This window comes from Pseudoalteromonas sp. SWN29, assembly GCF_015864465.1.
Lineage (GTDB): Bacteria > Pseudomonadota > Gammaproteobacteria > Enterobacterales > Alteromonadaceae > Pseudoalteromonas.
Genome location: NZ_JADYXE010000013.1, coordinates 14,581 through 39,300, shown reverse-complemented (window position 1 = coordinate 39,300; position 24,720 = coordinate 14,581). Strand labels below are relative to the sequence as shown.

Genomic DNA, 24,720 nt, shown 5'->3' with positions numbered 1-24,720 from the left:
TGAGGTCTCCTGCGTCAGTCAGTAATATAAGCAAATCGCGTTAACGTATTGGGAAATCATTTGTGCGACTTAAACTAGTTAGTCTATTAATTATATTGTCAGGGTTATCGGCGTGTAGCACAACCGAAAAACCAACTAAAAACAGCGATAACGTAAGTAACCGCACTAATGCACTGCAAAATCAGGCAACCAGTGCGCAATCTATCTATCAATTGGCGCAAAACCGCCAAGGTGCCGATAAAATACAATTACTGTATAGTGCACGTGATGCTGCAATTAGTGAGCAAAACTGGCCTTTATTAGAGACAATTGGAAATGAGCTTGAATTAACCGCAAGTGTTGATCAAATTCAAAACCGTCTTTATATTGCATTTGCACAAAAACAACAAAATAAAAATGACCAAGCCTTAGTGATTTTACAATCGCTAGACGGACAACTTACTCAACCTGAGCATTTTGCATGGCACCAGTTTTTAACTGCCACTATTTACGCATCACAAAATTTTCCTAAAAAAGCAGCACCCTACTTTTTTAGAGCCTCTGAAACAGCAGCAAAAAACAACATAGAAATCCCTCAGCTTAATCAAAGTTTATGGGATAACTTAAAACAGCTCTCTTCTTATGCGCTTGAGCGCTTTAACCGTGGCTCGGTTATTCAGCAAGGCTGGACTAACCTAGCGTTATACCATCAAGTATATGCAGGTAGCGGTGTAGAGTTAGATCAAGCAATCAATAATTGGCGAAGACGCTATATTGGGCACCCCGCTTTTAGTGTTTTACCTAAACAAGATGAAATGCTTACTGAATTTGCGCCTCTGAATATAGAGCGCTTAGTTGTATTGTTCCCGCAGTCAGGACCTAACGAACGTTTAGGTGATGCGCTTAAAGCCGGTGTATTGGCTGCGCTTGATACGCAAAATATCAACGACACTATTTTTATTGATGAAAACTTAAGTACAGAAGAAATTGCAGCACAACTTGAAGAAATAAAGCCTGATTTTGTAATTGGCCCTCTACTTAAAGCAAATATAGATAAACTAGCTAATGCGCAAACGTTTATCGATACGCCAGTACTACATTTAAACACCTTTGATGGTGAACGCATTTCGCTTCAGCATTATTACTTTGCACTAAATCCTGAACACGAAGTAGAACAAGCCCTAGAGCACTTTTTAGCAATGGGTTACCAAAAGCCGATGCTACTTGCACCTAATAACGCTAACGGGCAACGTCTTGTTGATTACTTTAACTTGCAGTGGCAACGCTATAGCGAAACTAAGCCGCAAATAGGTTTTTATAACGATAAAAAAGATATGCCAAACACGATTACAAGCTTGCTGGAAGTAGATAAATCAAAAGATCGCATAAAAACGGTTAAGGCATTATTTAGACAAGAAGTAGAAAATGAAACGCGCTCACGCAGTGATATTGATGTTATTTATATTTTAGGTGATGCAATAGAAACACGCTTAATTAAACCTTATCTTGATGTAAACGTAAGTACATTTGCAGATCGCATTCCACTTTACGCCAGCTCTAAAAGCCACAGTAAACAAATTGACAGTACTGACAAAGGCGACTTAGACGGCCTATACTTCACTGAATTGCCGTGGATGCTCGATTCGCAAATTAAACAGCATAATTTACGCCAGCAATATGATTCGTTATGGCCAGAACAAGTAGATATTAGCCAACGCTTATTTGCTATGGCATACGATGCAGTCTCTATATTACCTGATATTAGGCAGTTAAGCGTAATGCCAGGTAATCAATACAGTGGTTTAAGCGGAAAATTATCAGTTAATACAAGCGGTCATATAGAGCGTATGCTTGACTGGGCTCAATACACAAATCGCCGTATTGAACCCGTGCAATTAAAAACACAGCGTCCTGTGCCATTGTTTATGCAATCAGCAAGTGAGATGCAAACTATAAATTAAACTTAATTAAGTTGAGGGGGCGGCATGTCGTGGTTTAAAGAGCTATGGCACAATAGTCGCGAAAAAGGCCAGTATTATGAGCTTGAAGCGCAAAAATACTTAGTTACTCAAGGGTTAACGCCTATTGAACGTAATTATTACTGCCCCTTTGGTGAGCTTGATGTCATTATGAAAGAAGGCAACACCCTTGTATTTATTGAGGTTAAGTTTCGCAAAAATAATGCAAGGGGCGGCGCCAACTATGCGCTTAGTCCACAAAAACAAGCTCGATTAAAACGTAGTATTTATCATTACTTAGCAGCTAAAAATTTGACTAACCAAGCACTAAGAATTGATTATGTAGCCATTACAGGAGAAGCATCTCCTAATATTAATTGGCTGAAAAATGTATTTTAAACACAAATACAAAGATAAATTATTGGTAGGCTATGCAAGATACAATTAAAGAAATTTTTACAGAGAGCATTCAAGTTCAAATCGCTGCGGGTGAAGTACTACCGAGTGCACTTGAGTCAGCTGCATTTACTATTGCACAAAGTCTGATCAACGGAAATAAACTCATTTGCTGCGGTACTGCAAATTGCCACATGCTCGCACAGCATATGGCCGGTGTATTGGTTAATCATTATGAAACCGAACGCCCCTGCTTACCTGCAATTGCTCTATCGCAAGAAAACGTTAACCTTGGACAAAGTACTCAGGTAGACGATCACGATACATTTGCTCGTCAAGTCCGCGCTTTTGCCCAGCAAGGCGATTTATTGCTGGTACTGGCTATTAACGGTAACGAAAAACATGTTATTTCAGCCGTTGAAGCTGCACTAACTAAAGATATGAAGGTCATAGTGATGGTTGGTGATGATGGTGGCGAGTTGGTTGGCCTACTTGGGCCTAATGATGTTGAAATTAGATCTCCATCTAAACGCCCTAGCCGCATTATCGAATCCCATTTAGTTAACTTACATTGTTTAAGCGAACTGGTTGATTTAACGCTTTTCCCTCAGGATGAAAATTATGTTTAAACGCTCTCTTATTGTTTTAGGTACTGTTGTATTACTGCAAGGTTGCGCAGCCGCTGTTGTTGCAGGTACAGCCAGTGCAGTAACTGCAGCGAACGACCGCCGTACCATTGGCTCTCAAATTGACGACAACAATATTGAAATAAAAGCCAGTATTGCACTTAGCGAAGTAGAACGTCTTGAAAAGTTTGCCAATATAAGCGCTGTAAGCGTTAATGGTATTGTTTTACTTGTTGGCCAAGTTGCTAATGAAGAAATGAGAAACGAAGCCCAGCGCACCATTGAGGGCGTTGCAGGCATTCGTAAAATACATAACCAAATTCGTATTGGCTCAAATATTGGCATTACTACACAAACTCACGACTCTTGGCTTACTTCTAAAGTAAAAGCTCAGCTACTAACAGCGAAAGACATTAGCAGTAATAATATTAAAGTGGTTACAGAAAACGCTGAAGTGTTTTTAATGGGTTTAGTATCTGACTCTGAATCTACCCAGGCGGTAAATATAGCCCGTAATGTATCAGGCGTAGAGCGTGTAATTAAAGTGTTTGAATATATGTAAAGTTAAACACAAACATAAAAAAACCGCTTATTAAGCGGTTTTTTTTGGCATTTACTTATTATTTAATAACGCGTAAATGTGAGCCTTTTTTCTTCTCAGGCTTTTCTAGTGGCGTTTCATCAATAAACTCAGCTGATGAATCAACACTTTCAAGTTCTGGCACAAAATCGTCTTCGTCCTCTAAAAACTCATCTGCGGTAAAGACTGTTCCTTCGCCATTTTCACGCGCGTATATTGCAAGCACAGCACCTAGAGGTACATACACTTGCATTGGCTGACCACCAAAGCGCGCATTGAAGCTAAGTTGGGTTAAGTCTAACGAAAACTGTGTGACCGCTGATGGACTTATGTTTAAAACAATTTGTCCATCTTGAACAAATTGTGTTGGCACTTGTACATTTGCAAATCCAGCGTCTACCACTAAATGCGGTGTACACTCGTTATCGACTATCCAATCAAAAAAAGCACGTAATAAATAAGGACGATTAGGCGTCATTATAAACGGATCTCACGCTCAGCTTCAGTTAAAGAGGCTTGGAATGACTCACGTTCAAATAAACGGATCATGTACTCTTTAAGTTCTTTAGAACCTGCACCATTAAGCTCAATACCAAACTCTGGTAAACGCCATAAAAGTGGAGCTAAATAACAATCTACTAAGCTAAACTCTTCACTCATAAAGTAAGGTGCTTCGCTAAAAATAGGTGCTACAGCAAGTAATGCTTCTGTTAGCTCTTTACGAGCTTGAGCAGCATCTGATGCATTGTTACTGATTTTGTCAGCTAGGCTGTACCAATCTTTATCAATACGATGCATCATTAAGCGGCTACGACCACGCATTACCGGGTAAACAGGCATTAGTGGAGGATGAGGAAAACGCTCATCAAGGTATTCCATGATGATGTTTGCCTGGTATAAACCAAGCTCACGGTCAATCAGTGTTGGCACTGTACCGTAAGGGTTAATTTCGTGAAGTGCTTCTGGCAAATTATCTTTTTCAGCCAAATGAATATCTACACTTACACCTTTTTCCGCAAGTACAATACGTACTTGGTGGCTATACATACAGTTAGCACCAGAAAAAAGGGTCATTACAGGGCGCTTATTGGCAGCTACGGCCATGCCTATACCTCCATTAAATAACTAAAACAGCAAAAGGGGCTTAAGCCCCTATTGCAAAATTACCTTTAAAAATGTTCAACTTAATGAACATCTCTCCAGTATTCTTTCTTAAGCATAAATGCCAAGATAAATAGGATGATTAAAAATCCAATTACCTTAATACCTAGCGCTTCCGATTCAAGACGTGAAGGTTCACCCACGTATTCAAGGAAGTTCGTTAAATCACGAGCCGCATGGTCATATTCATCTACGCTTAATTCACCCGAACCATCTGTTTCAGTAGCAATAACTTTGGTCACAGTGTGACCATGTTCTTCTACTTCTTTAGTGATAGGCGTTGGTAAACCTTGTAGTTCTTGAAGAACGTGAGGCATACCTACCGATGGGAAAACAATATTGTTAACACCAAACGGGCGAGATTCATCTTTATAAAACGATTTTAAGTACGTGTAAATATAATCTGGTGATTTTACACGAGCAATTAGTGTTAAGTCCGGCGGAGCCGCACCAAACCATTTTGCTGCATCGTCTTTTTTAATCGCATTTGTAATATGGCTACCTACTTTAGAACCGTCAAAAATCAACTGTTCTAAACCAACTTCTGTTGGAATGCCGATATCACGAAAAGTACGTTCATAACGTTGATACTGCATTTGGTGACAACCAAGGCAGTAGTTCATGAACAACTTTGCACCGCGTTGTAAAGATGCCTGATCAGTAAGGTCATTATTCGCTTCCATTAAAGGAACCGACGGACCTGCTGCCATAACCATGTTAGGTAACAAGTTTACTGATAAAGCAAATAAACCAATAATAAGCTTTTTCATCATTTCGTTAACCTCTCTGGCAATGGCTTAGTTTTTTCGTTCTTACTGTATACAAATAACAGTACGAAGAACATAAAGTAAGTCACAGTACAGATTTGAGAAATAATCGTTTTCAGATCAGTCTGTGGAGTTGCACCCACCCAACCTAGAAGAACGAAAGTTACAACAAAACCTGCAATGTTCCATTTATGGAAACCACAACGGTAACGAACCGATTTAACTCTACCACGGTCTACCCAAGGTAGTAACGCAAGTACCACAATCGATGCACCCATCGCTGCAACACCGATTAACTTATCAGGGATTGCACGTAAGATTGCATAGAATGGCGTAAAGTACCAAACCGGGAAAATATGCTCAGGTGTTTTAAGTGGGTTAGCTGCCTCGAAGTTTGGACCTTCTAAAAAGAAGCCATTCATCGCAGGCATAAAGAACACAACCCAACAAAACAATATTAAGAAACCAACCACACCCACAATATCTTTAACTGTGTAGTAAGGGTGGAACGGTATCGCATCAACAATATCTTTCTTGTCAGTGTAATACTCGTGAAATTTAAATTTAGGCTTATCTTTTTCAGCTACAGAGCCTTTTTTACGCTTAATCTCAATACCTTCAGGGTTGTTTGAACCCACTTCGTGTAGAGCAACAATGTGTAAGAAAACTAAGATTACAATAACCAGTGGTAGTGCAATTACATGTAATGCAAAGAAGCGGTTAAGCGTTGCACCAGATATTACATAGTCACCACGGATCCAAAGTGTTAAGTCATCACCAATTACCGGAATCGCCCCGAATAATGAAATGATTACCTGCGCACCCCAGAACGACATTTGCCCCCATGGTAATAAATACCCCATGAATGCTTCAGCCATTAGCGCTAAGAAAATAAACATACCAAATAACCACAGTAATTCACGCGGTTTTTGATAAGAACCGTAGATCATGCCACGGAACATATGCATATATACAACGATGAAAAACGCTGATGCACCTGTTGAGTGCAAGTAACGTAGTAACCAGCCATATGGTACATCACGCATGATGTACTCTACTGAGGCGAATGCGCCCTCAGAAGATGGAACAAAGTTCATCGTCAACCAAATACCAGTTAGTATTTGGTTTACTAGTACTAACATGGCTAATGAGCCAAAAAAGTACCAGAAGTTAAAGTTTTTAGGTGCTGGATACTGTGCAATATGCATGTTCCAAACACGTGTCATTGGGATACGGTCGTCGATCCAACCAATAATCTTACCAAACATTAGGCTGCCCCTTTTTCTTCGCCCACTAAAATAGTGGTCTCATCAAGAAAAGTATAAGGTGGTATTTCTAAGTTTAATGGAGCAGGTACCGATTGAAATACACGGCCAGCCATATCAAATTTAGAACCATGACACGGGCAATAGAAGCCATCATCGGTTCCTTCAACTTTTTCACTAAAGTTACCTTGGAAAAAGCCAGGTGAACACCCTAAATGCGTACAAATACCTACAGCCAAAAAGATCTCTGGACGTAATGAACGGTAATCATTTGTTGATGATTCTAATTGTTGTGGCTCTTGCGAATGCGGATCACGAAGTTGACCTTCATGTTCTTTCATTTGCTCAAGCATTTTTGGGGTACGTGATACAACCCATACAGGTTTACCACGCCACTCGACACGTATTAATTGTCCAGGCTCAAGTTTGCTGATATCTACTTCTACAGGCGCACCCGCAGATTTAGCTCGCTCACTTGGATTCCAAGACGCAATAAAAGGAACAGCAGCCCCAGCCGCACCAACACTACCTACAACAGAGGTAGCTATGGTTAAAAAGCGACGTCGGCCATTGTCTACAGGCGCATTGCTCATCCACTTATCTCCACTATGATTCTCAACACTTGCTATATTGAGAACATCAGTTACAGCAGGTTAATTATTCGAAATTTTTAAAATAGAAGCGATCATAATTAAAACCCTTGATTAAAACAAGGTTATTCAAAGCCCCATGCTCATAAATCTGACTTGATCAAAAATTTGATTAAGCTAGCTCGAGAATAAAGCCGAACGACTATAATAACGCTTCTGTAAAAACAATATACTGACCAAGATCAACACCACTAAGAAGAAACAGTAAAAAACTGTACATAGTGTTGTTAAACCGCTCATTTTACTTACCGGACAATTGTAGCAAAAAATTCCACCAATTAACTGATGGATTTAAACTAATTACGATAATTATTTAACTTTTTTGCAGCTATCTGAGTGTTTTTTAACTTTCGTTTAATTAATACGCAGTTATTAATTAATTTGATCATCATTAATTGCTGCAATAACCAAGTATGGCAGTGATATTGAAAAATCGCATTAAGTTGCAAATGTAAACATTTTGATTTAAAAACAAAAAACCCAGCATAAGCTGGGTTTTTGAATTCTTGATAACGTATAGATTAACGTTTTGAGAACTGTGGACGCTTACGCGCTTTCTTAAGACCCACTTTCTTACGTTCAACTTTACGTGCATCACGTGTAACAAAACCTGCTTTACGAAGTTGTGGACGTAATGACTCGTCAAACTCCATAAGTGCACGAGTGATACCGTGACGGATAGCACCAGCTTGACCAGTTGTACCACCACCAGAAACGGTGATGTAAAGGTCAAATTTTTCAGTCATATCAACTAGCTCTAGAGCTTGATGAACAACCATGCGTGCTGTTTCGCGACCAAAATACTCTTCTAGAGAGCGTTTGTTGATTACGATGTTACCAGTGCCTGGGCGTAAGAATACGCGAGCACTTGAACTTTTACGACGACCTGTACCGTAGTATTGATTTGCCATGATGGTGCTCCTTAAATGTCTAGAACCTGAGGCTGTTGTGCAGCATGGTTGTGCTCAGTACCTGTGTAAACTTTAAGTTTACGGTACATAGCGCGGCCTAAAGGACCACGTGGCAACATGCCCTTAACAGCCTTCTCGATGATCATTTCAGGCTTTGCAGCTTGAAGTTTATCAAAAGTAGTAGACTTAAGACCACCTGGAAAACCAGAGTGTGAATAGTACACTTTGTTTTTGAATTTGTTACCAGTTACAGTAACTTTTTCAGCGTTGATAACGATGATATAATCACCAGTATCTACGTGCGGTGTATATTCAACTTTATGCTTACCGCGTAGGCGATGAGCGATTTCAGTAGCGATGCGACCTAAAGTTTTACCTTCAGCGTCAACTACGTACCAGTCACGTTTTACTGTTTCTGGTTTAGCAACAAACGTTTTCATTTATAAAAATCCAATGTTTTTCAATTAAAACCACAAGTAGTTAATATTAACTACTGCTCTAAGTTTGCTATAACCCCTTCGAGTTTTAGACTTTTGCGCCGCTCACAAGTGGCTAGACTATATGAGGGCATAGAACGCAACGTGGCAGACGCGGGAGTATACCAGCACTTAAAACACATTGCTACTCCCGGTTGTTTTTTCCACAAGAAATTTTAAAATAAGAAGTACTATGTACAAACTTCTTATTTTTAATGGCCGACCTATTACACTTTTGCCTACTTATTTAAACTAAGTGCTCTCTAGCTAAATACTCTAAAGACTGCATTTCTTGCAAGCGGCTTATACAGCGCTTAAATTCAAAGTTTAAATTACCTTGAGTATAAAGTTCGGTAATAGGCTTTTCGGCCGATATAATTAAAGTTACATGACGCTCGTAAAATTCATCTACTAAAGCAATAAAACGCCTAGCTGCGTCATCATTAGTTTGGCCTAACTGTTTTACGTTAGAAATAATAACCGTATTATATAAACGGCTAATCTCCATGTAATCTACTTGGCTACGTGCCGTTTCACATAACTCACTAAATTCAAACATTACAACGCATTTAGCTACTTTGCGTGTTTTGATTAGGCGTCCTTCTACTTCTATAGGCTCATCTAATTGCCCAGGCTCTGGCGATAGCTTATCGAAGTATTCAAATAGGTTCTTATCTGCATCTTCATCCAGCGGACTATGAAAAATTTCGGCTTGCTCTAAGGTGCGTAACCGGTAATCAATACCTGAATCTACATTAACTATCTCTGTATTAAGCTTAACCAGTTCTATAGCAGGTACAAAGCGTGCACGTTGCAGGCCATTTCTGTAAAGATCATCAGGCACTATATTAGAGGTAGCAACAAGTACAATACCGCGAGCAAATAGCGCTTCCATTAAACCACCAAGTAACATGGCGTCGGTAATGTCTTGAACAAAAAATTCATCAAAACAAATGATGTCTGTTTCAGCTTTAAAAGTGTCGGCTATTTTTTCTAATGGATTAGCCATGTTGTTTAATTTTTTAAGCTCGTTATGGACTCGATGCATGAACCGATGAAAATGCACTCGCATTTTACGTGTGCCCGGCAGTGATTCGTAAAAAGTATCAACTAAATAGGTTTTACCACGCCCTACTCCGCCCCAAAAGTACAAACCTTTAATAGGCGTTGGCTCATCATTGTTAAATAACTTAGCAAAAAAACCTTTTGGTGCTGGCTTTGCCTGAGTTAAGTCATCGTATAGGCGTTGTAAATGGCGCACAGCATTTTCTTGCGCTGCGTCATGTACAAAGTCATCTCGCTTCAAATCTTGTTGGTATGTTTGCCAAGGAGTCATATCTATTTACAGTAAAAACGCAGTTTAATTTGTAAAGCATATTAACACGCATCTTAACTCGGGGTATATTACACTTAATATGATTTATAATTGAATCAAGCATTCGTTAGTTATTTTCCCAAAGGGGTAGTTTTTATGGGCACAGTTATGTGGGTAGGTTTAATTGTTATTGTTGCTGTTGTAGCATTTTTTATTGGTGCATTTGTTACTAAAAAACAATTCAAGCAAGATGAACTAAAAGAGCAAGCTGAACAAGCACAAAGCGCGCTTGAGCAGTATCGCCAAGATGTCGCTGATCATTTAGCGAATACAGGTAAGCTCGTAAATAAGATGAAAGAGAACTATGACCAACTGCTTAGTCATGTTGAGGACACAAACCAGCTTCTTTTAGAAGATAGAAATAAAGCACCAGCAGAACCTTATTTCTCTAAAGAAACAACAGAACAATTACAAGCATCTTTAAAAGAGCGTCGTTCAGACCGTTCTTCTGCAGAAGCACAACCAGCTGATTACGTATCGGGTGAATCTGGTTTATTTGCTGGTCAAAATAAAGTTTCAGAACATTCTAAAGCATCTTGATGAACTTTTTTTAGACCCCATAGTCTTTAGATATAACAGCTTTGTTGTTTTATCTTAACAAACCAAAAAGGGCTGCTGCAAAGTAGCCCTTTTTGGTTTTTGCTTTATCTTAAGTGGAGTTATCCCTGACTATGAAAATGAAATTATCACTTATCAGCGCAGCTATTTTATCTACAAGCTTATTAATGAGCCCTGTAGCATCTTATGCAAAAATGCCAATTGCAGTAAATGGTCAACAACTACCCACTCTAGCCCCTATGCTAGAGAAAATATCTCCTGGTGTTGTCAGTATCCAAGTTTCAGGCTCTAAAGAAGTACGCCGCCGTGCAGATCCACTCGAATACTTTTTTGGACAACAGCAGCCTCGTAGCCAAAAACGCCAATTTAGTGGCCTGGGTTCAGGAGTTATTATTGATGCCGATGAAGGTTATGTAGTGACTAATAATCACGTTATTCAAGACGCCGAAAAAATGGTGGTTACCCTTGAAGATGGACGTGAATTTGAAGCAACTAAAATTGGTACCGATACAGAGTCTGATATCGCTCTTTTACAAATAGACGCTGATGACTTAACTGAAATAAAACTCGCAAACTCCGATAGCTTACGCGTAGGCGACTTCGCGGTTGCGATTGGTAACCCATTTGGACTTAGTCACACAGTAACCTCTGGTATTGTTAGTGCGCTTGGTCGTAGTGGTTTAAACATTGAAGGTTACGAAGATTTCATTCAAACCGATGCTGCTATTAACCAAGGTAACTCTGGCGGTGCACTCGTTAACTTAAATGGTGAGTTGATTGGTATTAATACCGCTATTTTAGGTGCTTCTGGTGGTAACGTGGGCATTGGTTTTGCCATTCCATCTAATATGATGAAAAATCTAGTTGATCAAATTATTGAGCATGGTGAAGTACGTCGTGGCTCGCTGGGTATTTCTGGTCGTCCACTTGATGCAGGACTTGCCAAAGCACAGCAACTTGATGTGAAACAAGGTGCTTATGTAATGCAAGTAATGGATGACACTGCCGCAAGTAAAGCTGGTATTGAAGCTGGTGATGTTATTGTTAGTATTAACGGTGGCGATATTAGTGGTTTCCACGAACTACGCAGCAAAATTGCTACGCTAGGTGAAGGCCGTGAGATAAAACTAGGTATTTACCGCGATGGTAAAATTAAAACAGTAAAAGTAACGCTTGATGGCGCATCTGGTGTTACAGCAACAGGCGAAGAACTACACCCCGCATTCCAAGGTGCAGAGCTCGAAAACGTGCAAAAAAACAGTAACAAAGGTGTTGAGATTACTTCAGTAGATCCTCGCTCACCTTCTGCCCGTGTTGGCCTTGAAGAAGGTGATATTATTATGCAAGTGAATCGCCAACGAGTAGAAACGATTCGCGACATGAATAAAATCATCGACAGTACAAAAGGTAATATCGTACTTGGCGTGCAACGTGGTCGTGAGTCTATATTTATTTTAATTCAGTAATAAATAGCACTATTTAGTGTAATAAAAGTAACAGTGGCACTTGCCGCTGTTATTTTTTTTATGTCATCATAAAGAGATTGCTCACTTACATAATAAGAAAATCGTGCTTAAACTAATAAAATTTATTCTTCCCCCTTTATTTGCAGGCCTAAGTATTGCTTTTTTAGTGGTTTTTTTCAGCCCTAATATGCGAGCAGCTTTACTTCCAAATGTTCCCCTACCAAGCGCTATGAGTGCGAGTCATCTGAGCTTTTCTGACGCTGTTAAACGAGCGGCCCCTTCTGTGGTTACTATTTTTTCAGAAAGCATTTCCAAAGAACCCCGTTATAAAAGAAAAAACACGGTACAAGAGCTAGGCTCTGGCGTCATCATGTCGCAAGACGGTTATATTCTTACTAACTACCATGTTGTTAATAACGCAGATCAAATTATGGTTATTTTAACCGATGGTCGACGTTTTTTTGATGTGCAGCTAATTGGTTTTGATACCATTACTGATTTAGCCTTACTTAAAATAAATGCAGATCACCTTCCGGTAATTCCAGTAAACGATAGCTATGTATCAAGTGTAGGCGATGTGGTACTTGCTATAGGTAACCCGCTTAACTTAGGCCAAACAATCACCCAAGGCATCATTAGCGCAACGGGTAAGCAAAAAATTACAGACAGTCCGTACAATAACTTATTACAAATGGATGCGGCTATTAACGTGGGCAACTCTGGCGGCGCATTAGTTAACTCCAATGGTGATTTAGTCGGTATTACTTCTGCGCAGTTTAAAACGCGTGAAAACTTAAATATTCAAGGGATATTCTTTGCGGTGCCTTACTCCCTTGCTAAAAAAGTAATGAGTAAACTCATTCGTCATGGTCGCGTTGTACGTGGCTATTTAGGCTTTGAAGGCACTGCAGTAGATAGCACAGGCAAAGAAGTAAACGACAGTCTAACCCCGGTTACTGGCATGCGCATTACGAACTTAGACCCTTTAGGTCCTGCATGGCAAGCCGGTATTGAAGAGCAAGATATTGTTATTAAAATTGCAGGGCTTTCGGTAGCAAATCCACAAAAAGTGCTTGAAGAAATAGGTAATACAGAGCCCGGTAAAGAAATAGAATTTGAGCTTTACCGGAATGGTAAAATAGAAAAGATTATGGTGACTGTCGCAGAGCTTGAAACAAAGCTTTAATAAAAAAAACACCAATTCCATTAAGTATGTGATCTGAATTTTATACCGAAAAAACAATTCAGTTCTAGGCGTAAATTGATGTAAATGGTTGTTCCCTTTACGAAATTGACAACAAATAAATGGGTTGTTTTAGCAAGTAAAATAGATCAGCTATTTATTGGAATTGGTATAATACCAACCTGCATAAATCGTCAATAAAAAGGTCGGATAGCAATTTGCGTATCCGACCTTTTTAAAATAGCTTAACTAGTTATCTATTTAACTACTTCGACGTTTAATATTTGCGCCCAACGCACTTAGCTTATCTTCAATGCGTTGATAGCCTCTATCAACGTGATAAATACGGTCAACAACCGTTTCACCTTGTGCCACTATACCCGTTAAGATTAAGCTAGCTGAAGCGCGTAGATCGGTTGCCATCACTTGCGCACCTGTTAGGCTCTCAGTCTCACCACAAATTGCGGTATGTCCTTCTAAACGAATATTAGCACCCATGCGCTGCAACTCAGGTACATGCATAAAACGGTTTTCAAAAATCGTTTCTGTAATAGTCGCACTACCATTTGCTACTACATTTAATGCTGTAAATTGAGCTTGCATATCGGTAGGAAAACCTGGGTGTGGAGCTGTTTTAATATTTACGGCTCTAAGTTCACGACCGCGCATATCAAGATAAATACTGTCGTTATGCACCTCTAGGTGTGCATTAGTTGCACGTAATTTTTCAATCACAGGCTCAAGGGAATGAAAGTCAGTATTTTTACAAAGCACTTCACCGCCGGCCATTGCTGCTGCGACTAAAAACGTACCTGTTTCAATTCTATCTGGCAAAATACTGTGCTCGCATCCTGCTAAACGCTCAACGCCTTCAACTTCAATGCGGCTAGTGCCAGCACCCGTAATTTTAGCGCCCATAGCAATTAAGCAGTTAGCTAAATCAATTATTTCGGGCTCGCGTGCAGCATTATCAAGTATGGTTTTACCATCAGCGAGGGCTGCTGCCATCAATAGGTTTTCGGTAGCGCCTACGCTTACCATTTCCATAAAGATTTCAGCGCCTTTTAAGCGACCGCTTACCTTGGCATTAATATAACCATTTTCAACGTTTATTTGTGCGCCCATGCGCTCCAAACCTTGAATATGTATATCAACAGGGCGAGCACCAATAGCACACCCACCAGGTAAAGACACTTGAGCTTCACCAAAACGTGCAACCAAAGGACCCAACGCAAGCACTGAGGCGCGCATTTGCTTTACTAAGTCGTATGGCGCTAATGTTTTATTAACCGTTGCGCCGTCAATCACTAGCGTATCGCCGTGCCAATTAACATCAGCACCTAACGTTTTTAATAAGGCTTCAGTAGTCACTATATCGCGAAGGCGCGGTACATTAGAAAATGTACTTTTCCCATCAGCTAATAATGAAGCAAACAAAATAGGAAGTGCGGCATTTTTAGCGCCTGAAATAGTCACCTCACCAGCAAGTGAAGTGCCACCTTGAATTACAAATTGATCCATTAAGAGGCCCTATTTATTGCGGTAAAATAAATTTTTGTTCACGCTTCCACTCTACAGGAGTAAATGCACGAATAGATACTGCGTGAATTGTGCCATCTGAAATTGTATTCATTAATGGGCCATAAACTAGCTGCTGCTTTTTAACTCGGCTTAAACCGTCAAAGCATTCACCTACTGCAACAACTTCATAATGGCTACCATTGGCTTTTACATGTACTTCAGCTAATTGAAGTTCTTCGCGTAATAATGTTTCGACTTGGCTAGTTTCCATAACTCTCACTCAAATAGGGTTGTAACCTGGCCTAATTGCATTAAATTTTGCAATTGCTCAGGTAGGTTTTGCAACTCAAGGCGAATGCCTTGCTGCTTTAATTCTGCAAAAGAGTGAATTAACCAAGCTAAGCCCGCTGTGTCAACCCTAGATACCTCACTTAGGTCAAAATAGATGATTTTATGCTTAGTTAATAACTTGTTGTTCAGAAGCTGTTCATCGCCAATTGAATTTCGAGTAAGCTCACCGCTTACTCGAAAATGTTGTCCATCAACTTGGCTTATTGCCAATTTAGTCATTCGAGTTACTGCCTCTAAACTGAACTGGTAGTTGACTCTTTTGCTCTAAAAGGTTACTTACATTATCAATACCTTGCTGACGCAAAATACCTTGTAGTTCACTTTGTTTTGCATCTAGTAAACTAATGCCTTCAGCAATCATATCGTACGCGCGCCATTCACCGTCACGGTCTTCACGTACTTTAAAATCGATTCTGATATCAGGTTTACCATCTTCAATAATTTTGGTTTTAACGACAACGACATCTTTACCTTTAAATGTTTGCTCGGCACTAAACTCAACTTTTTGGTTTGTATATTGAGTAAACACACCGGCATAAGTAGCTACTAAGTACTCTCTGAATACACCAATAAAGCGCTGAATTTCTTTAATTGCTTTGGCTTTTTCAGCTTCGTCGGTAATGGCACGTACTTTAGATACCTCGCTACCTAATACACGAAGTGCTGCATATTTGTAATCAATATAAGGCATTAATTCTTCTTCAACGATTACGCGAAGATGCTCTTGATCTTTAACAATTAATGGCTGATCTTTTTTAATGCGCGCGAATGTATTATCGGCAACTTGGCGTACCATTTTGTTCGGATCGATTAATTTCACATCTGCTGCACTTACGCTTTGAGTTAGCGTCATAGTGCCAATTGCTACAATAGCTAAAAACTTTTTCAACATAATAATTACTCACTACCTTGGTTGAATAAAAACTGCCCGATTAATTCTTCAAGTACAATGGCAGACTTAGTATCAGTAATTGAATCGCCATCACCTAGTGCTTTACTTTCTACACCAAATAAATCGTCAATTGCTTCATCTTGCTTGTTTTCAGTCACTGTTTCGCCTAAACAACGTTGCTTAGCTGAATCTGGAGAAATTACAGGGTGAATACCTAAGTACTGCTCACCTAAAATACCCGACGTTAAAATAGAGATTGAGCTTGTGTCTGAAAAACGACATAAGTACTGCGCATCAATGGTCATATTTACCACGGGTAAAAACTCTTGTGGGTGAACATAAATTGATTCAACACGACCAATTACAACACCACCTACTTTTACAGGTGCACGTGCTTTTAACGAGCCTATGTTTTCAAACTTGGCATTAAGCGTATATGTTTCGCCAGAGCCACTAATACCTGAATTGGCAACTTTAAGTGCAAGCATCGCAAACGCTAAAATGCCAAGTGCTACAAAAAAACCAACTAAAATTTCTAATTTCCGTGAATTCATTATCTATACCCTATTAGCTGGTAAACATTACAGCTGTCAAAATAAAGTCAAAACCTAAAACTGCTAATGACGAATGAACAACCGTTTCGGTGGTTGCTTTGCTGATCCCTTCAGAGGTCGGCACACAATCATATCCTTTATAAAGTGCAATCCAGGTCACCACTATGGCAAATACAAAACTCTTAATAATACCGTTTAGTATGTCTTGCTGAAACGATACTTGTGATTGCATGATTGACCAAAAGCTACCTGTATCAACTCCCAGCCAATCTACACCCACTAAGTGAGCGCCTATGATTGCTACGGCTGAAAATATTAAGGCAAGCAATGGCATGCTTATAAAGCCAGCCCAAAAGCGCGGTGCAATAATTCGTTTTAGCGGGTCGATTGCCATCATCTCAAGTGATGAAAGTTGCTCTGTTGCTTTCATTAAGCCAATTTCAGCAGTCAATGCGCTACCTGCGCGCCCTGCAAATAGTAATGCAGTAACAACTGGGCCCAACTCTCGCAATAAACTCAGTGCCACTAACGGCCCTAAACTATCCTCAGCGCCATAACCAACTAATACGGTGTAGCCTTGTAAAGCCAACACCATGCCGATAAACAAACCCGACACCATAATAATCAGCAAAGATTGCGAACCGACCATATAAAGTTGGCGAACAAGTAACGGTGTGCCTTTTTTAAAATTAGGAACATGCGCTAGCGCACTAAACAGCATATAAGCCGAACGGCCAAGAGCCGCAAAACGTCCTAGCGTTTTATGCCCTAGCTTTTGAAATAAATCCAACATTATGCTTTTTCTCCAAGCAGTTCATCTGCATAAGCTTGAGCCGGAAAATGAAATGGTACTGGACCATCCGACAAGCCTTTTAAAAACTGTTGAACTAAAGGAGATTCATGATTGCGCATTTCATCAGGAGTACCACAACCAATTACCCCTTGATCGGCGATAATTATAACGTGATCGGCAATACTCATTACCTCCGTCACATCGTGTGTCACAATTAAAGACGATAAACCCAATACCTCATTAAGCGATTTAATTAGCTTAACCAATACGCCCATCGAAATAGGATCTTGCCCTGCAAATGGTTCATCGTACATGATTAGCTCAGGATCAAGCGCTATAGAGCGCGCAAGTGCAGCACGCCTTGCCATACCACCCGATAACTCAGAGGGCATTAAATCTTTAGCGCCACGCAGTCCAACCGCTTGTAATTTCATTAATACAACTAATCGAATAAGGTCTTCACTTAGCTTTGTGTGCTCTCTTATAGGAAACGCAATATTGTCAAATACCGACATATCAGTAAACAACGCACCACTTTGAAAAAGCATGCTCATTTTAGTACGTGCTTCGTATAGCTCTTTGCGAGACATTTTAGGAATGCTGCCACCTTCAAATAAAATATCACCTGAATCTGGTTTAAGCTGACCACCAATTAAACGCAACATAGTGGTTTTGCCAATTCCGCTTGGCCCCATGATCGCAGTAATTTTACCTTTAGGAACGCTAAAACTCATATTTTTATATATGGTTCTATTGCCTCTCGAAAAGCTAACATCCTTGACTTCTACTATTGATTGCGACAAGTCGCTCTCCATAAAAATGTTCACTAGTGCACCTATTTTAAAGCTTTTTTGTCAAAGATGGAAAAAACAATTCGTAAGATTTTGTAATACACCCATGAAAAGGATTATAAGACTCGCTCAAAACAGCTTAACCCCGGCTTAAATTTTTAAATTAGCTGTTTAAAAGCAGCATTGTTACGTAGTTGACCTTACTCTTTTATTTATACTTTCATCTTGGCTTTTGTTACTATTCGCGCCATCCGTATTTTGTATAACTGGCTTAACACAATGGTTACCTCGTTTGTTATTTTAATTCTTGGTTTTGCAGCTCTTGTTTGGAGTGCAGACAGGTTTGTTTATGGCGCTGCGGCTCTTGCTAAAAACTTTGGTGTACCTACACTTATTGTTGGTTTAACCGTGGTAGCTATGGGCTCTTCAGCACCCGAAATGATGGTTTCAGCCTCTGCCGCTTTGGCTAATAAAACCGACACAGCAGTTGGTAATGCTGTTGGTTCTAATATTACAAACATTTTACTTGTGTTAGGTATCACAGCTTTATTTCGCCCTCTTTCAGTTTCATCAAGTACATTAAAACGTGAAATGCCATTAGTGATGCTCGTATCTTTAGCTACTTGGTATGTGTTCTCAGATAACTACTTTTCATTTAATGAAGGTGTTGCGCTTTTAGTTGGCTTTATTGTATTCATCGGTGGGCTAATTATTGTATCTATGCGTGCAAAAAACCAAGATGACCCATTTGTCTCAGAAGCCTGTGACGACGTACCTAGCAATGTACCTACAAAAAAAGCCGTATTTTGGTTGGTAGTCGGCATGATACTCCTACCTGTTAGCTCTCATTTTTTAATAGGTTCGGCTGTCGATATTGCTAAATACTTCGGCTTAAGCGACCTAGTAATTGGTTTAACGATTATTGCCATTGGTACTAGCTTGCCAGAACTTGCCGCTTCTATTGCAGGTGTACTTAAAAATGAAGATGATTTAGCACTAGGTAATATTGTTGGCTCAAACATATTTAATATTCTAGCGGTATTACCACTTGCCGGTATTATTAACCCTTCTGCCATTGACCCATCATTAGTAAGCCGAGACGTATTAATTATGATTGGCGCAACACTTGCCCTAATTATTATGTCATTGAACTTTAGAGGCACCCAACGTATCAATAGAGTAGAAGGCGGCTTATTGCTAATAGCGTTTTTGGGTTACCAAGGGTATATTTTTAGTCAAGTAGGGTAAATGATGGCAACGCTAAATTTTATTGAACAAGGCCTTCGCGTTTTAGATGTTGAGCGCCAAGCACTTAGTGATATTGCACAATATGTAGATGAAAATTTTCATAACGCGTGCCAATTAATGTACGACTGCGAAGGCCGTATTATTGTCATTGGTATGGGTAAATCAGGTCATATTGGCAATAAAATAGCGGCAACCCTTGCAAGCACTGGCAGTCCAGCATTTTTTGTTCACCCTGGTGAAGCAAGTCATGGTGATTTAGGGATGATCACTAAAAATGACGTGGTTATGCTTATTTCTAATTCAGGGGAGACCAGCGAAGTTTTAAATATCATTCCGGTTTTAAAACGACTTGGTGCCAAAATGATATCGATGACTGGCAATACGCAATCAACCATGGCGACCCTTGCTAATGTACATGTGTGTATTAAAGTAGAAAAAGAAGCCTGTTCATTGGGTCTAGCTCCTACATCAAGTACCACTGCAACGCTTGCGATGGGCGATGCCATGGCAGTTGCATTATTAGAAGCTCGCGGCTTTACTGCTGATGACTTCGCGTTATCTCACCCAGGTGGTAGTTTAGGCAAGCGCTTATTACTCACTTTAAAAGATGTTATGCACAGCGGCGTAAATACACCTATTATTAACGTTTCACAAACAGTTAAAGACGCCCTTATTGAAATGTCTGCTAAAGGTTTAGGCATGACAGCCATTGTTGATGAAAATCAGCAGCTCGTGGGACTATTTACTGATGGCGACTTACGCCGCATTTTAGAACAAAGAATAGATATTCATACAACTCAAATAGATGTTGTTATGACCAAGTCATGTACTACGGCTACGCAAGATATTTTAGCCGCTGAAGCGCTTAATATTATGGAACACAAACGTATAAATGGCTTAATCGTTGTCAATGAGCTAAATCAGCCTATTGGCGCATTGAACATGCAAGACCTATTAAAAGCAGGAGTGTTATAAATGCAATTTGAAGAACTCTATCAACCGCTGAGCGATGATGCAAAAGCACGCGCTAAAAAAGTAAAGCTACTTATATGCGATATTGATGGTGTATTTTCTGATGGCCGTATTTATCTTGGCAATCAAGGTGAAGAGCTAAAAGCGTTTAATACAAAAGATGGTTTTGGCATTAAAGCGCTTATAAACAGTGGCTTTGAAGTTGCTGTAATTACTGGTCGTCATTCACAAATAGTGCAACAACGTATGAGCAGCTTAACCGTACAGCATATTTATCAAGGCCAAGAAAATAAGCTCATTGCCTATCAAGAATTAAAAGACAAACTCAACCTTAGCGATGAACAAATTGCTTATATCGGTGATGATGGTCCTGACATGCCCGTTATGGAATTAGTCGGCTTTGCTGTTGCAGTAAATGATGCCCACCCACTTATTAAACGTTTATCACACTATGTAACGCAAATGCCTGGCGGCTTTGGTGCAGTAAGAGAGCTCACCGACTTGCTCATGCTTGAAAATGGTAAAGCATTGACTACACAAGGCACTAGTTCATGAATGCAGCGCGCATAATATTAAGCGTTTTATTCATTAGCTGTATGGTTTGGCTTTGGTACCCTTATTTTACACAAACTAATGTTGCACCTCAGGCTGAGCCTGAAGTTATTGCCAAGCCTGATTACATAGCCATTGAACTCAAACAAACAGCCTATGACGAGCAAGGTAAAATTAGCCACAAAGTAACTGCTGCTAAAATGGAGCTATACCAACAATTAGGTTTTACATTTTTTGAAAAACCCATTTTTACTTTATATAACGAAAAGCAAACGTGGCAAATAAATGCAGACGAAGCAACATTATACGAAGACAAACAATTAATTTTAGAAGGTAATGTGGTTGCCAAAAACTTAACCGATAACGCCATGATAGACAAAATCAATGCTGATAATATTCAGGTAGATATAAAGCTATTAACAATGCGCTCGGAGCAACCCGTTATCATTACTGGACCCAATTTAAAAATCACTGGTAAAGGCCTAGAAGCCGACTTAAAAACCGAAGTGATAAAACTAATTAACCATACGCGAACCATATATTATGACCAATAAAATATTAAAATCACTTATTATTCCTGCACTTATACTGGCGTTTAATAGTAATGCTGCAGAGCAAAACTCGCTACCGGCTGCAAATCAAATTTCAATAAGCGCCGATAAGCAAGAAGGCCAATTAAAAGCTAACGTGGGTATTTTTGAGAAAAACGTTGAGATTATTCATGGTAATCGCCGAATTACAGCAGACCGCTTAGAAGTACATAAACGCGATGAACTTGGCGATAATAAACAATTATTAATTGCTACAGGTAGCCCTGCGCACTTTGAAGAAAAGCAATCAGATGGCACGACTATGAGCGCCAGTGCTGACGAAGTACGTTATGATGTATCTAAGCGTTTTTTAACGCTTGTTGGTAATGCACAAGTATCGCAAGCGGGACAAAAAATAAATGCTAAAAGCATTACCTACGATATAGAGCAGCAGCTAATCAGTGCCGAAAAAGATGAAAACTCAACTGACCGCGTTCACACAATTTTAGTACCAATCGAGACTAAAAAAAGTAAAAAAAGCGACAAAGGTCAACCATGAGCACATTAAAAGCAGAGCTATTAGCAAAGAGCTATAAAGGCCGTGAAGTTGTAAAAAACGTCGGCCTTGAAGTCAAAGCTGGCAGTATTGTTGGCTTACTTGGCCCTAACGGCGCAGGTAAAACTACCACTTTTTATATGATAGTAGGACTTGTACCTAGCGACAAAGGTAAAATTTCTATCGATGATAACGATATTACTCTTTTACCTATGCATAGTCGTGCTAGATTAGGCATTGGCTACTTACCACAAGAGTCTTCAATATTCAGAAAGCTGACTGTTTATCAAAACTTAATGGCTATTTTAGAAACACGCAAAGAGCTAAATAAACAAGCCCGAGAAGACACGCTCGATAAATTATTAGATGAATTTAGCATACAACACATTCGTGATAGCCAAGGTATGGCATTATCGGGTGGCGAACGTCGCCGCGTGGAAATAGCACGTGCGCTGGCAGCCGATCCTAAATTTATATTATTGGATGAACCATTTGCAGGTGTTGACCCAATTTCGGTATTAGATATAAAGAAAATAATAGAACATCTCAAAAATCGTGGGATTGGTGTATTGATTACCGATCATAACGTAAGAGAAACCCTTGATGTTTGTGAAAAAGCCTACATTGTTTCTCATGGGGAGCTGATTGCATCAGGTACTCCAGAACACGTATTAAATGATAAAACAGTACGCGATGTTTACTTAGGCGAGCAATTTAGGCTGTAACATTTACGCCATGTCTTTAAGCATCTGCTAGTATTAATTATAACAACATAAAAGGATTGTTAGAGATACATGAGGCAATCACTACAGCTGCGCATGGGCCAGCAACTTACAATGACTCCACAGCTGCAACAAGCTATTCGTTTGTTGCAACTCAGTACATTGGATCTCCAGCAAGAAATACAAGAAGCTCTCGACAGCAACCCGCTATTAGAGGTTGAAGAACCAGACTATTCCGAAGACGCTGCAGGTAAAAACGAGCAAAAAGCAGATACAGATGACATAACTGTTAGCGCATCGGCCGACGATGTTCCAAGCGAATATGAACAAGATAGTGGTGAAGCACTTGCAAAAGACACGCTAAGTGACGACATGGCTATGGATGTTAGCTGGGATGAGTACATGAGTGCCGCCCCAGCAGCATCATCGGGTCCGATGCCTGAAGACGAATCAATATACCAAGGCGCCTCTACTGAAACGCTCCATGAGTATTTAATGTGGCAGTTACAACTAACGCCATTTAGCCCTACAGACGAAGCTATTGCTATTGCGATTGTAGAAGCCGTCGATGATTCAGGTATTTTAACACTAAGCTGCGAAGAGATTTTAGAAAGCTTTAATCAAGAAAACGAAGATGATAACGAAGTCGAACTTGATGAAATTGAAGCTGTATTAAAACGCATCCAACTGTTTGATCCTGTTGGTATTGCTGCACGTAGTTTACAAGAGTGTTTGTGTATTCAGCTTAACCAGTTTGATAAAGAAACACCTTACATTAATGAAACAAAAATGATTTTAACCGAGCATATTGATTTATTAGCTGCTCGTGACTATCGTACATTAATGAAGAAAACTAAGCTCAAAGAAGAAGAGCTTAAGGAAGTAATGACATTAATACATACTCTTAGCCCTAAACCTGCAGATACTATTGTAAGAGAAGAATCTGAGTATGTTATTCCTGATGTGTCAGTTAAAAAAATTAAAGGCCGCTGGGTTGTTGAGTTAAACCCAGACAGCATGCCTAAAATTCGTGTTAATAGCCAATACGCGGCAATGTCTCGCACTGTAAAATCCAGTGGTGACAGCCAGTTTATTCGCTCGCATTTACAAGAAGCTAAATGGTTTATTAAAAGCTTAGAAAGTAGAAACGACACACTATTAAAAGTAACAAATTGTATTGTTAAGCAACAACAAGGCTTTTTTGAACACGGTCCTGAAGCCATGAAACCAATGGTTTTAAATGATGTTGCTGAAATGGTAGAAATGCACGAATCAACAATTTCGCGCGTAACAACCCAAAAGTATATGCACACACCCCGTGGTATATTTGAGCTTAAATATTTTTTCTCAAGCCATGTAAGCACCGAAAACGGTGGTGAATGTTCATCTACAGCAATCCGTGCGCTTATCCGAAAATTAATCGCAGCAGAAAACTCAGCAAAACCATTGAGTGATAGCAAAATAGCGGATATATTGGCTGAGCAAGGAATTAAAGTAGCGAGACGTACAATCGCAAAATACCGCGAATCTCTGGCTATTCCACCGTCAAATCAACGTAAAAGTTTGATTTAAGACGCAAAAAAAAGAGGGTAATGCTTATGCAACTAAACTTAACTGGTCGTCAGGTAGAATTAACCGATTCACTAAGAGACTATATTAATACCAAATTTGCGAAGCTAGAAAGACACTCTGATCATATTAATAATGTTCATGTCATTCTCGATGTAGAAAAATTAAATCAAAAAGCAGAAGCCACCATACACGTAAGCGGTGCTGAGCTATTTGCCTCTACAGAACATCAAGATATGTATGCCGCCATTGACTCGTTGATCGACAAGCTCGATCGACAAGTAATTAAACACAAAGAGAAGCTTGCTCGACACTAAT

The 24,720-nt window shown here is 39.7% G+C and carries 30 protein-coding genes; 15 read left to right on the top strand and 15 right to left on the bottom strand.

Going from position 1 to position 24,720, the window contains the following annotated elements:
* Window positions 1-62: 62 nt before the first annotated feature.
* Genes I6F53_RS06955 through dolP form a run of 4 tightly spaced genes read left to right on the top strand, consistent with a single transcriptional unit; the run spans window position 63 to window position 3,521 of the window.
* Complete coding sequence (locus tag I6F53_RS06955; protein ID WP_197239001.1) at window positions 63-1,940, top strand: penicillin-binding protein activator; 1,878 nt, start codon at window positions 63-65, stop codon at window positions 1,938-1,940.
* A gap of 24 nt (window positions 1,941-1,964) precedes the next feature.
* Window positions 1,965-2,336 carry a YraN family protein gene (locus tag I6F53_RS06950; RefSeq protein WP_166419364.1) on the top strand — a complete coding sequence of 124 codons (372 nt, stop codon included), beginning with the start codon at window positions 1,965-1,967 and terminating at the stop codon, window positions 2,334-2,336.
* Between the two features lie 32 nt (window positions 2,337-2,368).
* Window positions 2,369-2,962 carry an SIS domain-containing protein gene (locus I6F53_RS06945; protein WP_002957968.1) on the top strand — a complete coding sequence of 198 codons (594 nt, stop codon included), beginning with the start codon at window positions 2,369-2,371 and terminating at the stop codon, window positions 2,960-2,962.
* Window positions 2,955-3,521, top strand: coding sequence for a division/outer membrane stress-associated lipid-binding lipoprotein (dolP, locus tag I6F53_RS06940; RefSeq protein WP_166419365.1), 567 nt, complete (start codon window positions 2,955-2,957; stop codon window positions 3,519-3,521). The genes I6F53_RS06945 and dolP overlap by 8 nt, the downstream gene beginning before the upstream one ends.
* A 58-nt stretch (window positions 3,522-3,579) precedes the next feature.
* Here dolP and I6F53_RS06935 read toward each other — a convergent pair whose 3' ends face one another.
* The 8 genes from I6F53_RS06935 to zapE form a co-directional block, all read right to left on the bottom strand.
* Complete coding sequence (locus I6F53_RS06935) at window positions 3,580-4,017, bottom strand: ClpXP protease specificity-enhancing factor (RefSeq protein ID WP_197175382.1); 438 nt, start codon at window positions 4,015-4,017, stop codon at window positions 3,580-3,582.
* Complete coding sequence (sspA, locus tag I6F53_RS06930; RefSeq protein ID WP_197179451.1) at window positions 4,017-4,643, bottom strand: stringent starvation protein SspA; 627 nt, start codon at window positions 4,641-4,643, stop codon at window positions 4,017-4,019. Before sspA ends, I6F53_RS06935 begins: the two co-directional genes overlap by 1 nt.
* An 80-nt stretch (window positions 4,644-4,723) precedes the next feature.
* Window positions 4,724-5,473, bottom strand: coding sequence for a cytochrome c1 (locus tag I6F53_RS06925; protein ID WP_166419367.1), 750 nt, complete (start codon window positions 5,471-5,473; stop codon window positions 4,724-4,726).
* Window positions 5,470-6,735 carry a cytochrome b gene (locus I6F53_RS06920; RefSeq protein ID WP_024609466.1) on the bottom strand — a complete coding sequence of 422 codons (1,266 nt, stop codon included), beginning with the start codon at window positions 6,733-6,735 and terminating at the stop codon, window positions 5,470-5,472. Before I6F53_RS06920 ends, I6F53_RS06925 begins: the two co-directional genes overlap by 4 nt.
* A complete protein-coding gene (gene petA, locus I6F53_RS06915; RefSeq protein ID WP_197238999.1) occupies window positions 6,735-7,325 on the bottom strand; it encodes a ubiquinol-cytochrome c reductase iron-sulfur subunit in 591 nt (196 codons plus the stop codon). Before petA ends, I6F53_RS06920 begins: the two co-directional genes overlap by 1 nt.
* A 578-nt stretch (window positions 7,326-7,903) precedes the next feature.
* Entirely contained in the window at window positions 7,904-8,296 is a 393-nt protein-coding gene (gene rpsI / locus I6F53_RS06910) for a 30S ribosomal protein S9 (protein ID WP_024595789.1), read from the bottom strand.
* 8 nt (window positions 8,297-8,304) lie between these two features.
* A complete protein-coding gene (gene rplM, locus I6F53_RS06905; protein WP_007378318.1) occupies window positions 8,305-8,733 on the bottom strand; it encodes a 50S ribosomal protein L13 in 429 nt (142 codons plus the stop codon).
* A gap of 283 nt (window positions 8,734-9,016) precedes the next feature.
* On the bottom strand, window positions 9,017-10,105 hold the full coding sequence (gene zapE, locus I6F53_RS06900) for a cell division protein ZapE (RefSeq protein WP_197238998.1): 1,089 nt from the start codon (window positions 10,103-10,105) through the stop codon (window positions 9,017-9,019).
* A gap of 135 nt (window positions 10,106-10,240) precedes the next feature.
* Between zapE and I6F53_RS06895 the strand changes: the two genes are divergently transcribed.
* The 3 genes from I6F53_RS06895 to I6F53_RS06885 all read left to right on the top strand — a co-directional run bounded on the left by I6F53_RS06895 (window position 10,241) and on the right by I6F53_RS06885 (window position 13,354).
* Window positions 10,241-10,684: a YhcB family protein gene (locus tag I6F53_RS06895; RefSeq protein WP_165739989.1), complete on the top strand. Its 444-nt coding sequence runs from the start codon at window positions 10,241-10,243 to the stop codon at window positions 10,682-10,684.
* Window positions 10,685-10,815: 131 nt separating this feature from the next.
* Window positions 10,816-12,168: a Do family serine endopeptidase gene (locus tag I6F53_RS06890; RefSeq protein ID WP_165739991.1), complete on the top strand. Its 1,353-nt coding sequence runs from the start codon at window positions 10,816-10,818 to the stop codon at window positions 12,166-12,168.
* Window positions 12,169-12,271: 103 nt separating this feature from the next.
* Window positions 12,272-13,354, top strand: coding sequence for a trypsin-like peptidase domain-containing protein (locus I6F53_RS06885; RefSeq protein WP_165739993.1), 1,083 nt, complete (start codon window positions 12,272-12,274; stop codon window positions 13,352-13,354).
* A 258-nt stretch (window positions 13,355-13,612) separates the two neighbouring features.
* Here I6F53_RS06885 and murA read toward each other — a convergent pair whose 3' ends face one another.
* From murA to I6F53_RS06850, 7 genes are read right to left on the bottom strand one after another with little or no spacing between them, the layout of a single operon-like run.
* The gene (gene murA / locus I6F53_RS06880; RefSeq protein WP_197238996.1) at window positions 13,613-14,872 is read right to left on the bottom strand and encodes a UDP-N-acetylglucosamine 1-carboxyvinyltransferase; all 1,260 of its coding nucleotides are present in this window, start codon (window positions 14,870-14,872) and stop codon (window positions 13,613-13,615) included.
* A gap of 13 nt (window positions 14,873-14,885) precedes the next feature.
* The gene (locus I6F53_RS06875) at window positions 14,886-15,143 is read right to left on the bottom strand and encodes a BolA family protein (protein WP_002957953.1); all 258 of its coding nucleotides are present in this window, start codon (window positions 15,141-15,143) and stop codon (window positions 14,886-14,888) included.
* A 5-nt stretch (window positions 15,144-15,148) separates the two neighbouring features.
* Window positions 15,149-15,442: an STAS domain-containing protein gene (locus I6F53_RS06870; RefSeq protein ID WP_197238995.1), complete on the bottom strand. Its 294-nt coding sequence runs from the start codon at window positions 15,440-15,442 to the stop codon at window positions 15,149-15,151.
* Complete coding sequence (locus I6F53_RS06865) at window positions 15,435-16,115, bottom strand: MlaC/ttg2D family ABC transporter substrate-binding protein (protein ID WP_197238994.1); 681 nt, start codon at window positions 16,113-16,115, stop codon at window positions 15,435-15,437. The genes I6F53_RS06870 and I6F53_RS06865 overlap by 8 nt, the downstream gene beginning before the upstream one ends.
* A 5-nt stretch (window positions 16,116-16,120) precedes the next feature.
* Window positions 16,121-16,669 carry an outer membrane lipid asymmetry maintenance protein MlaD gene (mlaD, locus tag I6F53_RS06860; protein ID WP_002957950.1) on the bottom strand — a complete coding sequence of 183 codons (549 nt, stop codon included), beginning with the start codon at window positions 16,667-16,669 and terminating at the stop codon, window positions 16,121-16,123.
* 13 nt (window positions 16,670-16,682) lie between these two features.
* Complete coding sequence (gene mlaE, locus I6F53_RS06855) at window positions 16,683-17,462, bottom strand: lipid asymmetry maintenance ABC transporter permease subunit MlaE (protein WP_002957949.1); 780 nt, start codon at window positions 17,460-17,462, stop codon at window positions 16,683-16,685.
* A complete protein-coding gene (locus tag I6F53_RS06850; RefSeq protein WP_182702878.1) occupies window positions 17,462-18,277 on the bottom strand; it encodes an ATP-binding cassette domain-containing protein in 816 nt (271 codons plus the stop codon). The genes mlaE and I6F53_RS06850 overlap by 1 nt, the downstream gene beginning before the upstream one ends.
* A gap of 255 nt (window positions 18,278-18,532) precedes the next feature.
* Here I6F53_RS06850 and I6F53_RS06845 point away from each other — a divergent pair, with 255 nt between their 5' ends.
* The 8 genes from I6F53_RS06845 to hpf all read left to right on the top strand — a co-directional run bounded on the left by I6F53_RS06845 (window position 18,533) and on the right by hpf (window position 24,719).
* Window positions 18,533-19,501: a calcium/sodium antiporter gene (locus I6F53_RS06845; RefSeq protein ID WP_197238992.1), complete on the top strand. Its 969-nt coding sequence runs from the start codon at window positions 18,533-18,535 to the stop codon at window positions 19,499-19,501.
* Window positions 19,502-19,504: 3 nt separating this feature from the next.
* A complete protein-coding gene (locus I6F53_RS06840) occupies window positions 19,505-20,476 on the top strand; it encodes a KpsF/GutQ family sugar-phosphate isomerase (protein WP_197238990.1) in 972 nt (323 codons plus the stop codon).
* Window positions 20,477-21,028 (top strand): 3-deoxy-manno-octulosonate-8-phosphatase KdsC, encoded by a 552-nt coding sequence (gene kdsC / locus I6F53_RS06835; RefSeq protein WP_007580311.1) that lies wholly within the window; start codon window positions 20,477-20,479, stop codon window positions 21,026-21,028.
* A complete protein-coding gene (lptC, locus tag I6F53_RS06830) occupies window positions 21,025-21,579 on the top strand; it encodes an LPS export ABC transporter periplasmic protein LptC (protein WP_149593485.1) in 555 nt (184 codons plus the stop codon). Before kdsC ends, lptC begins: the two co-directional genes overlap by 4 nt.
* Complete coding sequence (lptA, locus tag I6F53_RS06825) at window positions 21,569-22,114, top strand: lipopolysaccharide transport periplasmic protein LptA (protein ID WP_197238989.1); 546 nt, start codon at window positions 21,569-21,571, stop codon at window positions 22,112-22,114. The genes lptC and lptA overlap by 11 nt, the downstream gene beginning before the upstream one ends.
* Window positions 22,111-22,836, top strand: a complete 726-nt coding sequence (gene lptB / locus I6F53_RS06820) for an LPS export ABC transporter ATP-binding protein (RefSeq protein WP_007580304.1) — start codon at window positions 22,111-22,113, stop codon at window positions 22,834-22,836. Before lptA ends, lptB begins: the two co-directional genes overlap by 4 nt.
* 69 nt (window positions 22,837-22,905) lie before the next feature.
* On the top strand, window positions 22,906-24,405 hold the full coding sequence (locus I6F53_RS06815) for an RNA polymerase factor sigma-54 (RefSeq protein ID WP_197238987.1): 1,500 nt from the start codon (window positions 22,906-22,908) through the stop codon (window positions 24,403-24,405).
* Between the two features lie 26 nt (window positions 24,406-24,431).
* The gene (hpf, locus tag I6F53_RS06810) at window positions 24,432-24,719 is read left to right on the top strand and encodes a ribosome hibernation promoting factor (protein ID WP_197239024.1); all 288 of its coding nucleotides are present in this window, start codon (window positions 24,432-24,434) and stop codon (window positions 24,717-24,719) included.
* Window position 24,720 lies beyond the last annotated feature (1 nt).

What these genes read in the sequence shown, in the direction of transcription:
- I6F53_RS06950 (WP_166419364.1), top strand. Translation starts at nt 1,965, where the DNA reads ATGTCGTGGTTTAAAGAGCTATGGCACAATAGTCGCGAAAAAGGCCAG.
- I6F53_RS06945 (WP_002957968.1), top strand. Translation starts at nt 2,369, where the DNA reads ATGCAAGATACAATTAAAGAAATTTTTACAGAGAGCATTCAAGTTCAA.
- dolP (WP_166419365.1), top strand. Translation starts at nt 2,955, where the DNA reads ATGTTTAAACGCTCTCTTATTGTTTTAGGTACTGTTGTATTACTGCAA.
- I6F53_RS06935 (WP_197175382.1), bottom strand. Translation starts at nt 4,017, where the DNA reads ATGACGCCTAATCGTCCTTATTTATTACGTGCTTTTTTTGATTGGATA.
- sspA (WP_197179451.1), bottom strand. Translation starts at nt 4,643, where the DNA reads ATGGCCGTAGCTGCCAATAAGCGCCCTGTAATGACCCTTTTTTCTGGT.
- I6F53_RS06925 (WP_166419367.1), bottom strand. Translation starts at nt 5,473, where the DNA reads ATGATGAAAAAGCTTATTATTGGTTTATTTGCTTTATCAGTAAACTTG.
- I6F53_RS06920 (WP_024609466.1), bottom strand. Translation starts at nt 6,735, where the DNA reads ATGTTTGGTAAGATTATTGGTTGGATCGACGACCGTATCCCAATGACA.
- petA (WP_197238999.1), bottom strand. Translation starts at nt 7,325, where the DNA reads ATGAGCAATGCGCCTGTAGACAATGGCCGACGTCGCTTTTTAACCATA.
- rplM (WP_007378318.1), bottom strand. Translation starts at nt 8,733, where the DNA reads ATGAAAACGTTTGTTGCTAAACCAGAAACAGTAAAACGTGACTGGTAC.
- zapE (WP_197238998.1), bottom strand. Translation starts at nt 10,105, where the DNA reads ATGACTCCTTGGCAAACATACCAACAAGATTTGAAGCGAGATGACTTT.
- I6F53_RS06895 (WP_165739989.1), top strand. Translation starts at nt 10,241, where the DNA reads ATGGGCACAGTTATGTGGGTAGGTTTAATTGTTATTGTTGCTGTTGTA.
- I6F53_RS06890 (WP_165739991.1), top strand. Translation starts at nt 10,816, where the DNA reads ATGAAAATGAAATTATCACTTATCAGCGCAGCTATTTTATCTACAAGC.
- murA (WP_197238996.1), bottom strand. Translation starts at nt 14,872, where the DNA reads ATGGATCAATTTGTAATTCAAGGTGGCACTTCACTTGCTGGTGAGGTG.
- I6F53_RS06875 (WP_002957953.1), bottom strand. Translation starts at nt 15,143, where the DNA reads ATGGAAACTAGCCAAGTCGAAACATTATTACGCGAAGAACTTCAATTA.
- I6F53_RS06870 (WP_197238995.1), bottom strand. Translation starts at nt 15,442, where the DNA reads ATGACTAAATTGGCAATAAGCCAAGTTGATGGACAACATTTTCGAGTA.
- I6F53_RS06865 (WP_197238994.1), bottom strand. Translation starts at nt 16,115, where the DNA reads ATGTTGAAAAAGTTTTTAGCTATTGTAGCAATTGGCACTATGACGCTA.
- mlaD (WP_002957950.1), bottom strand. Translation starts at nt 16,669, where the DNA reads ATGAATTCACGGAAATTAGAAATTTTAGTTGGTTTTTTTGTAGCACTT.
- mlaE (WP_002957949.1), bottom strand. Translation starts at nt 17,462, where the DNA reads ATGTTGGATTTATTTCAAAAGCTAGGGCATAAAACGCTAGGACGTTTT.
- I6F53_RS06850 (WP_182702878.1), bottom strand. Translation starts at nt 18,277, where the DNA reads ATGGAGAGCGACTTGTCGCAATCAATAGTAGAAGTCAAGGATGTTAGC.
- I6F53_RS06845 (WP_197238992.1), top strand. Translation starts at nt 18,533, where the DNA reads ATGGTTACCTCGTTTGTTATTTTAATTCTTGGTTTTGCAGCTCTTGTT.
- I6F53_RS06840 (WP_197238990.1), top strand. Translation starts at nt 19,505, where the DNA reads ATGGCAACGCTAAATTTTATTGAACAAGGCCTTCGCGTTTTAGATGTT.
- kdsC (WP_007580311.1), top strand. Translation starts at nt 20,477, where the DNA reads ATGCAATTTGAAGAACTCTATCAACCGCTGAGCGATGATGCAAAAGCA.
- lptC (WP_149593485.1), top strand. Translation starts at nt 21,025, where the DNA reads ATGAATGCAGCGCGCATAATATTAAGCGTTTTATTCATTAGCTGTATG.
- lptA (WP_197238989.1), top strand. Translation starts at nt 21,569, where the DNA reads ATGACCAATAAAATATTAAAATCACTTATTATTCCTGCACTTATACTG.
- lptB (WP_007580304.1), top strand. Translation starts at nt 22,111, where the DNA reads ATGAGCACATTAAAAGCAGAGCTATTAGCAAAGAGCTATAAAGGCCGT.
- I6F53_RS06815 (WP_197238987.1), top strand. Translation starts at nt 22,906, where the DNA reads ATGAGGCAATCACTACAGCTGCGCATGGGCCAGCAACTTACAATGACT.
- hpf (WP_197239024.1), top strand. Translation starts at nt 24,432, where the DNA reads ATGCAACTAAACTTAACTGGTCGTCAGGTAGAATTAACCGATTCACTA.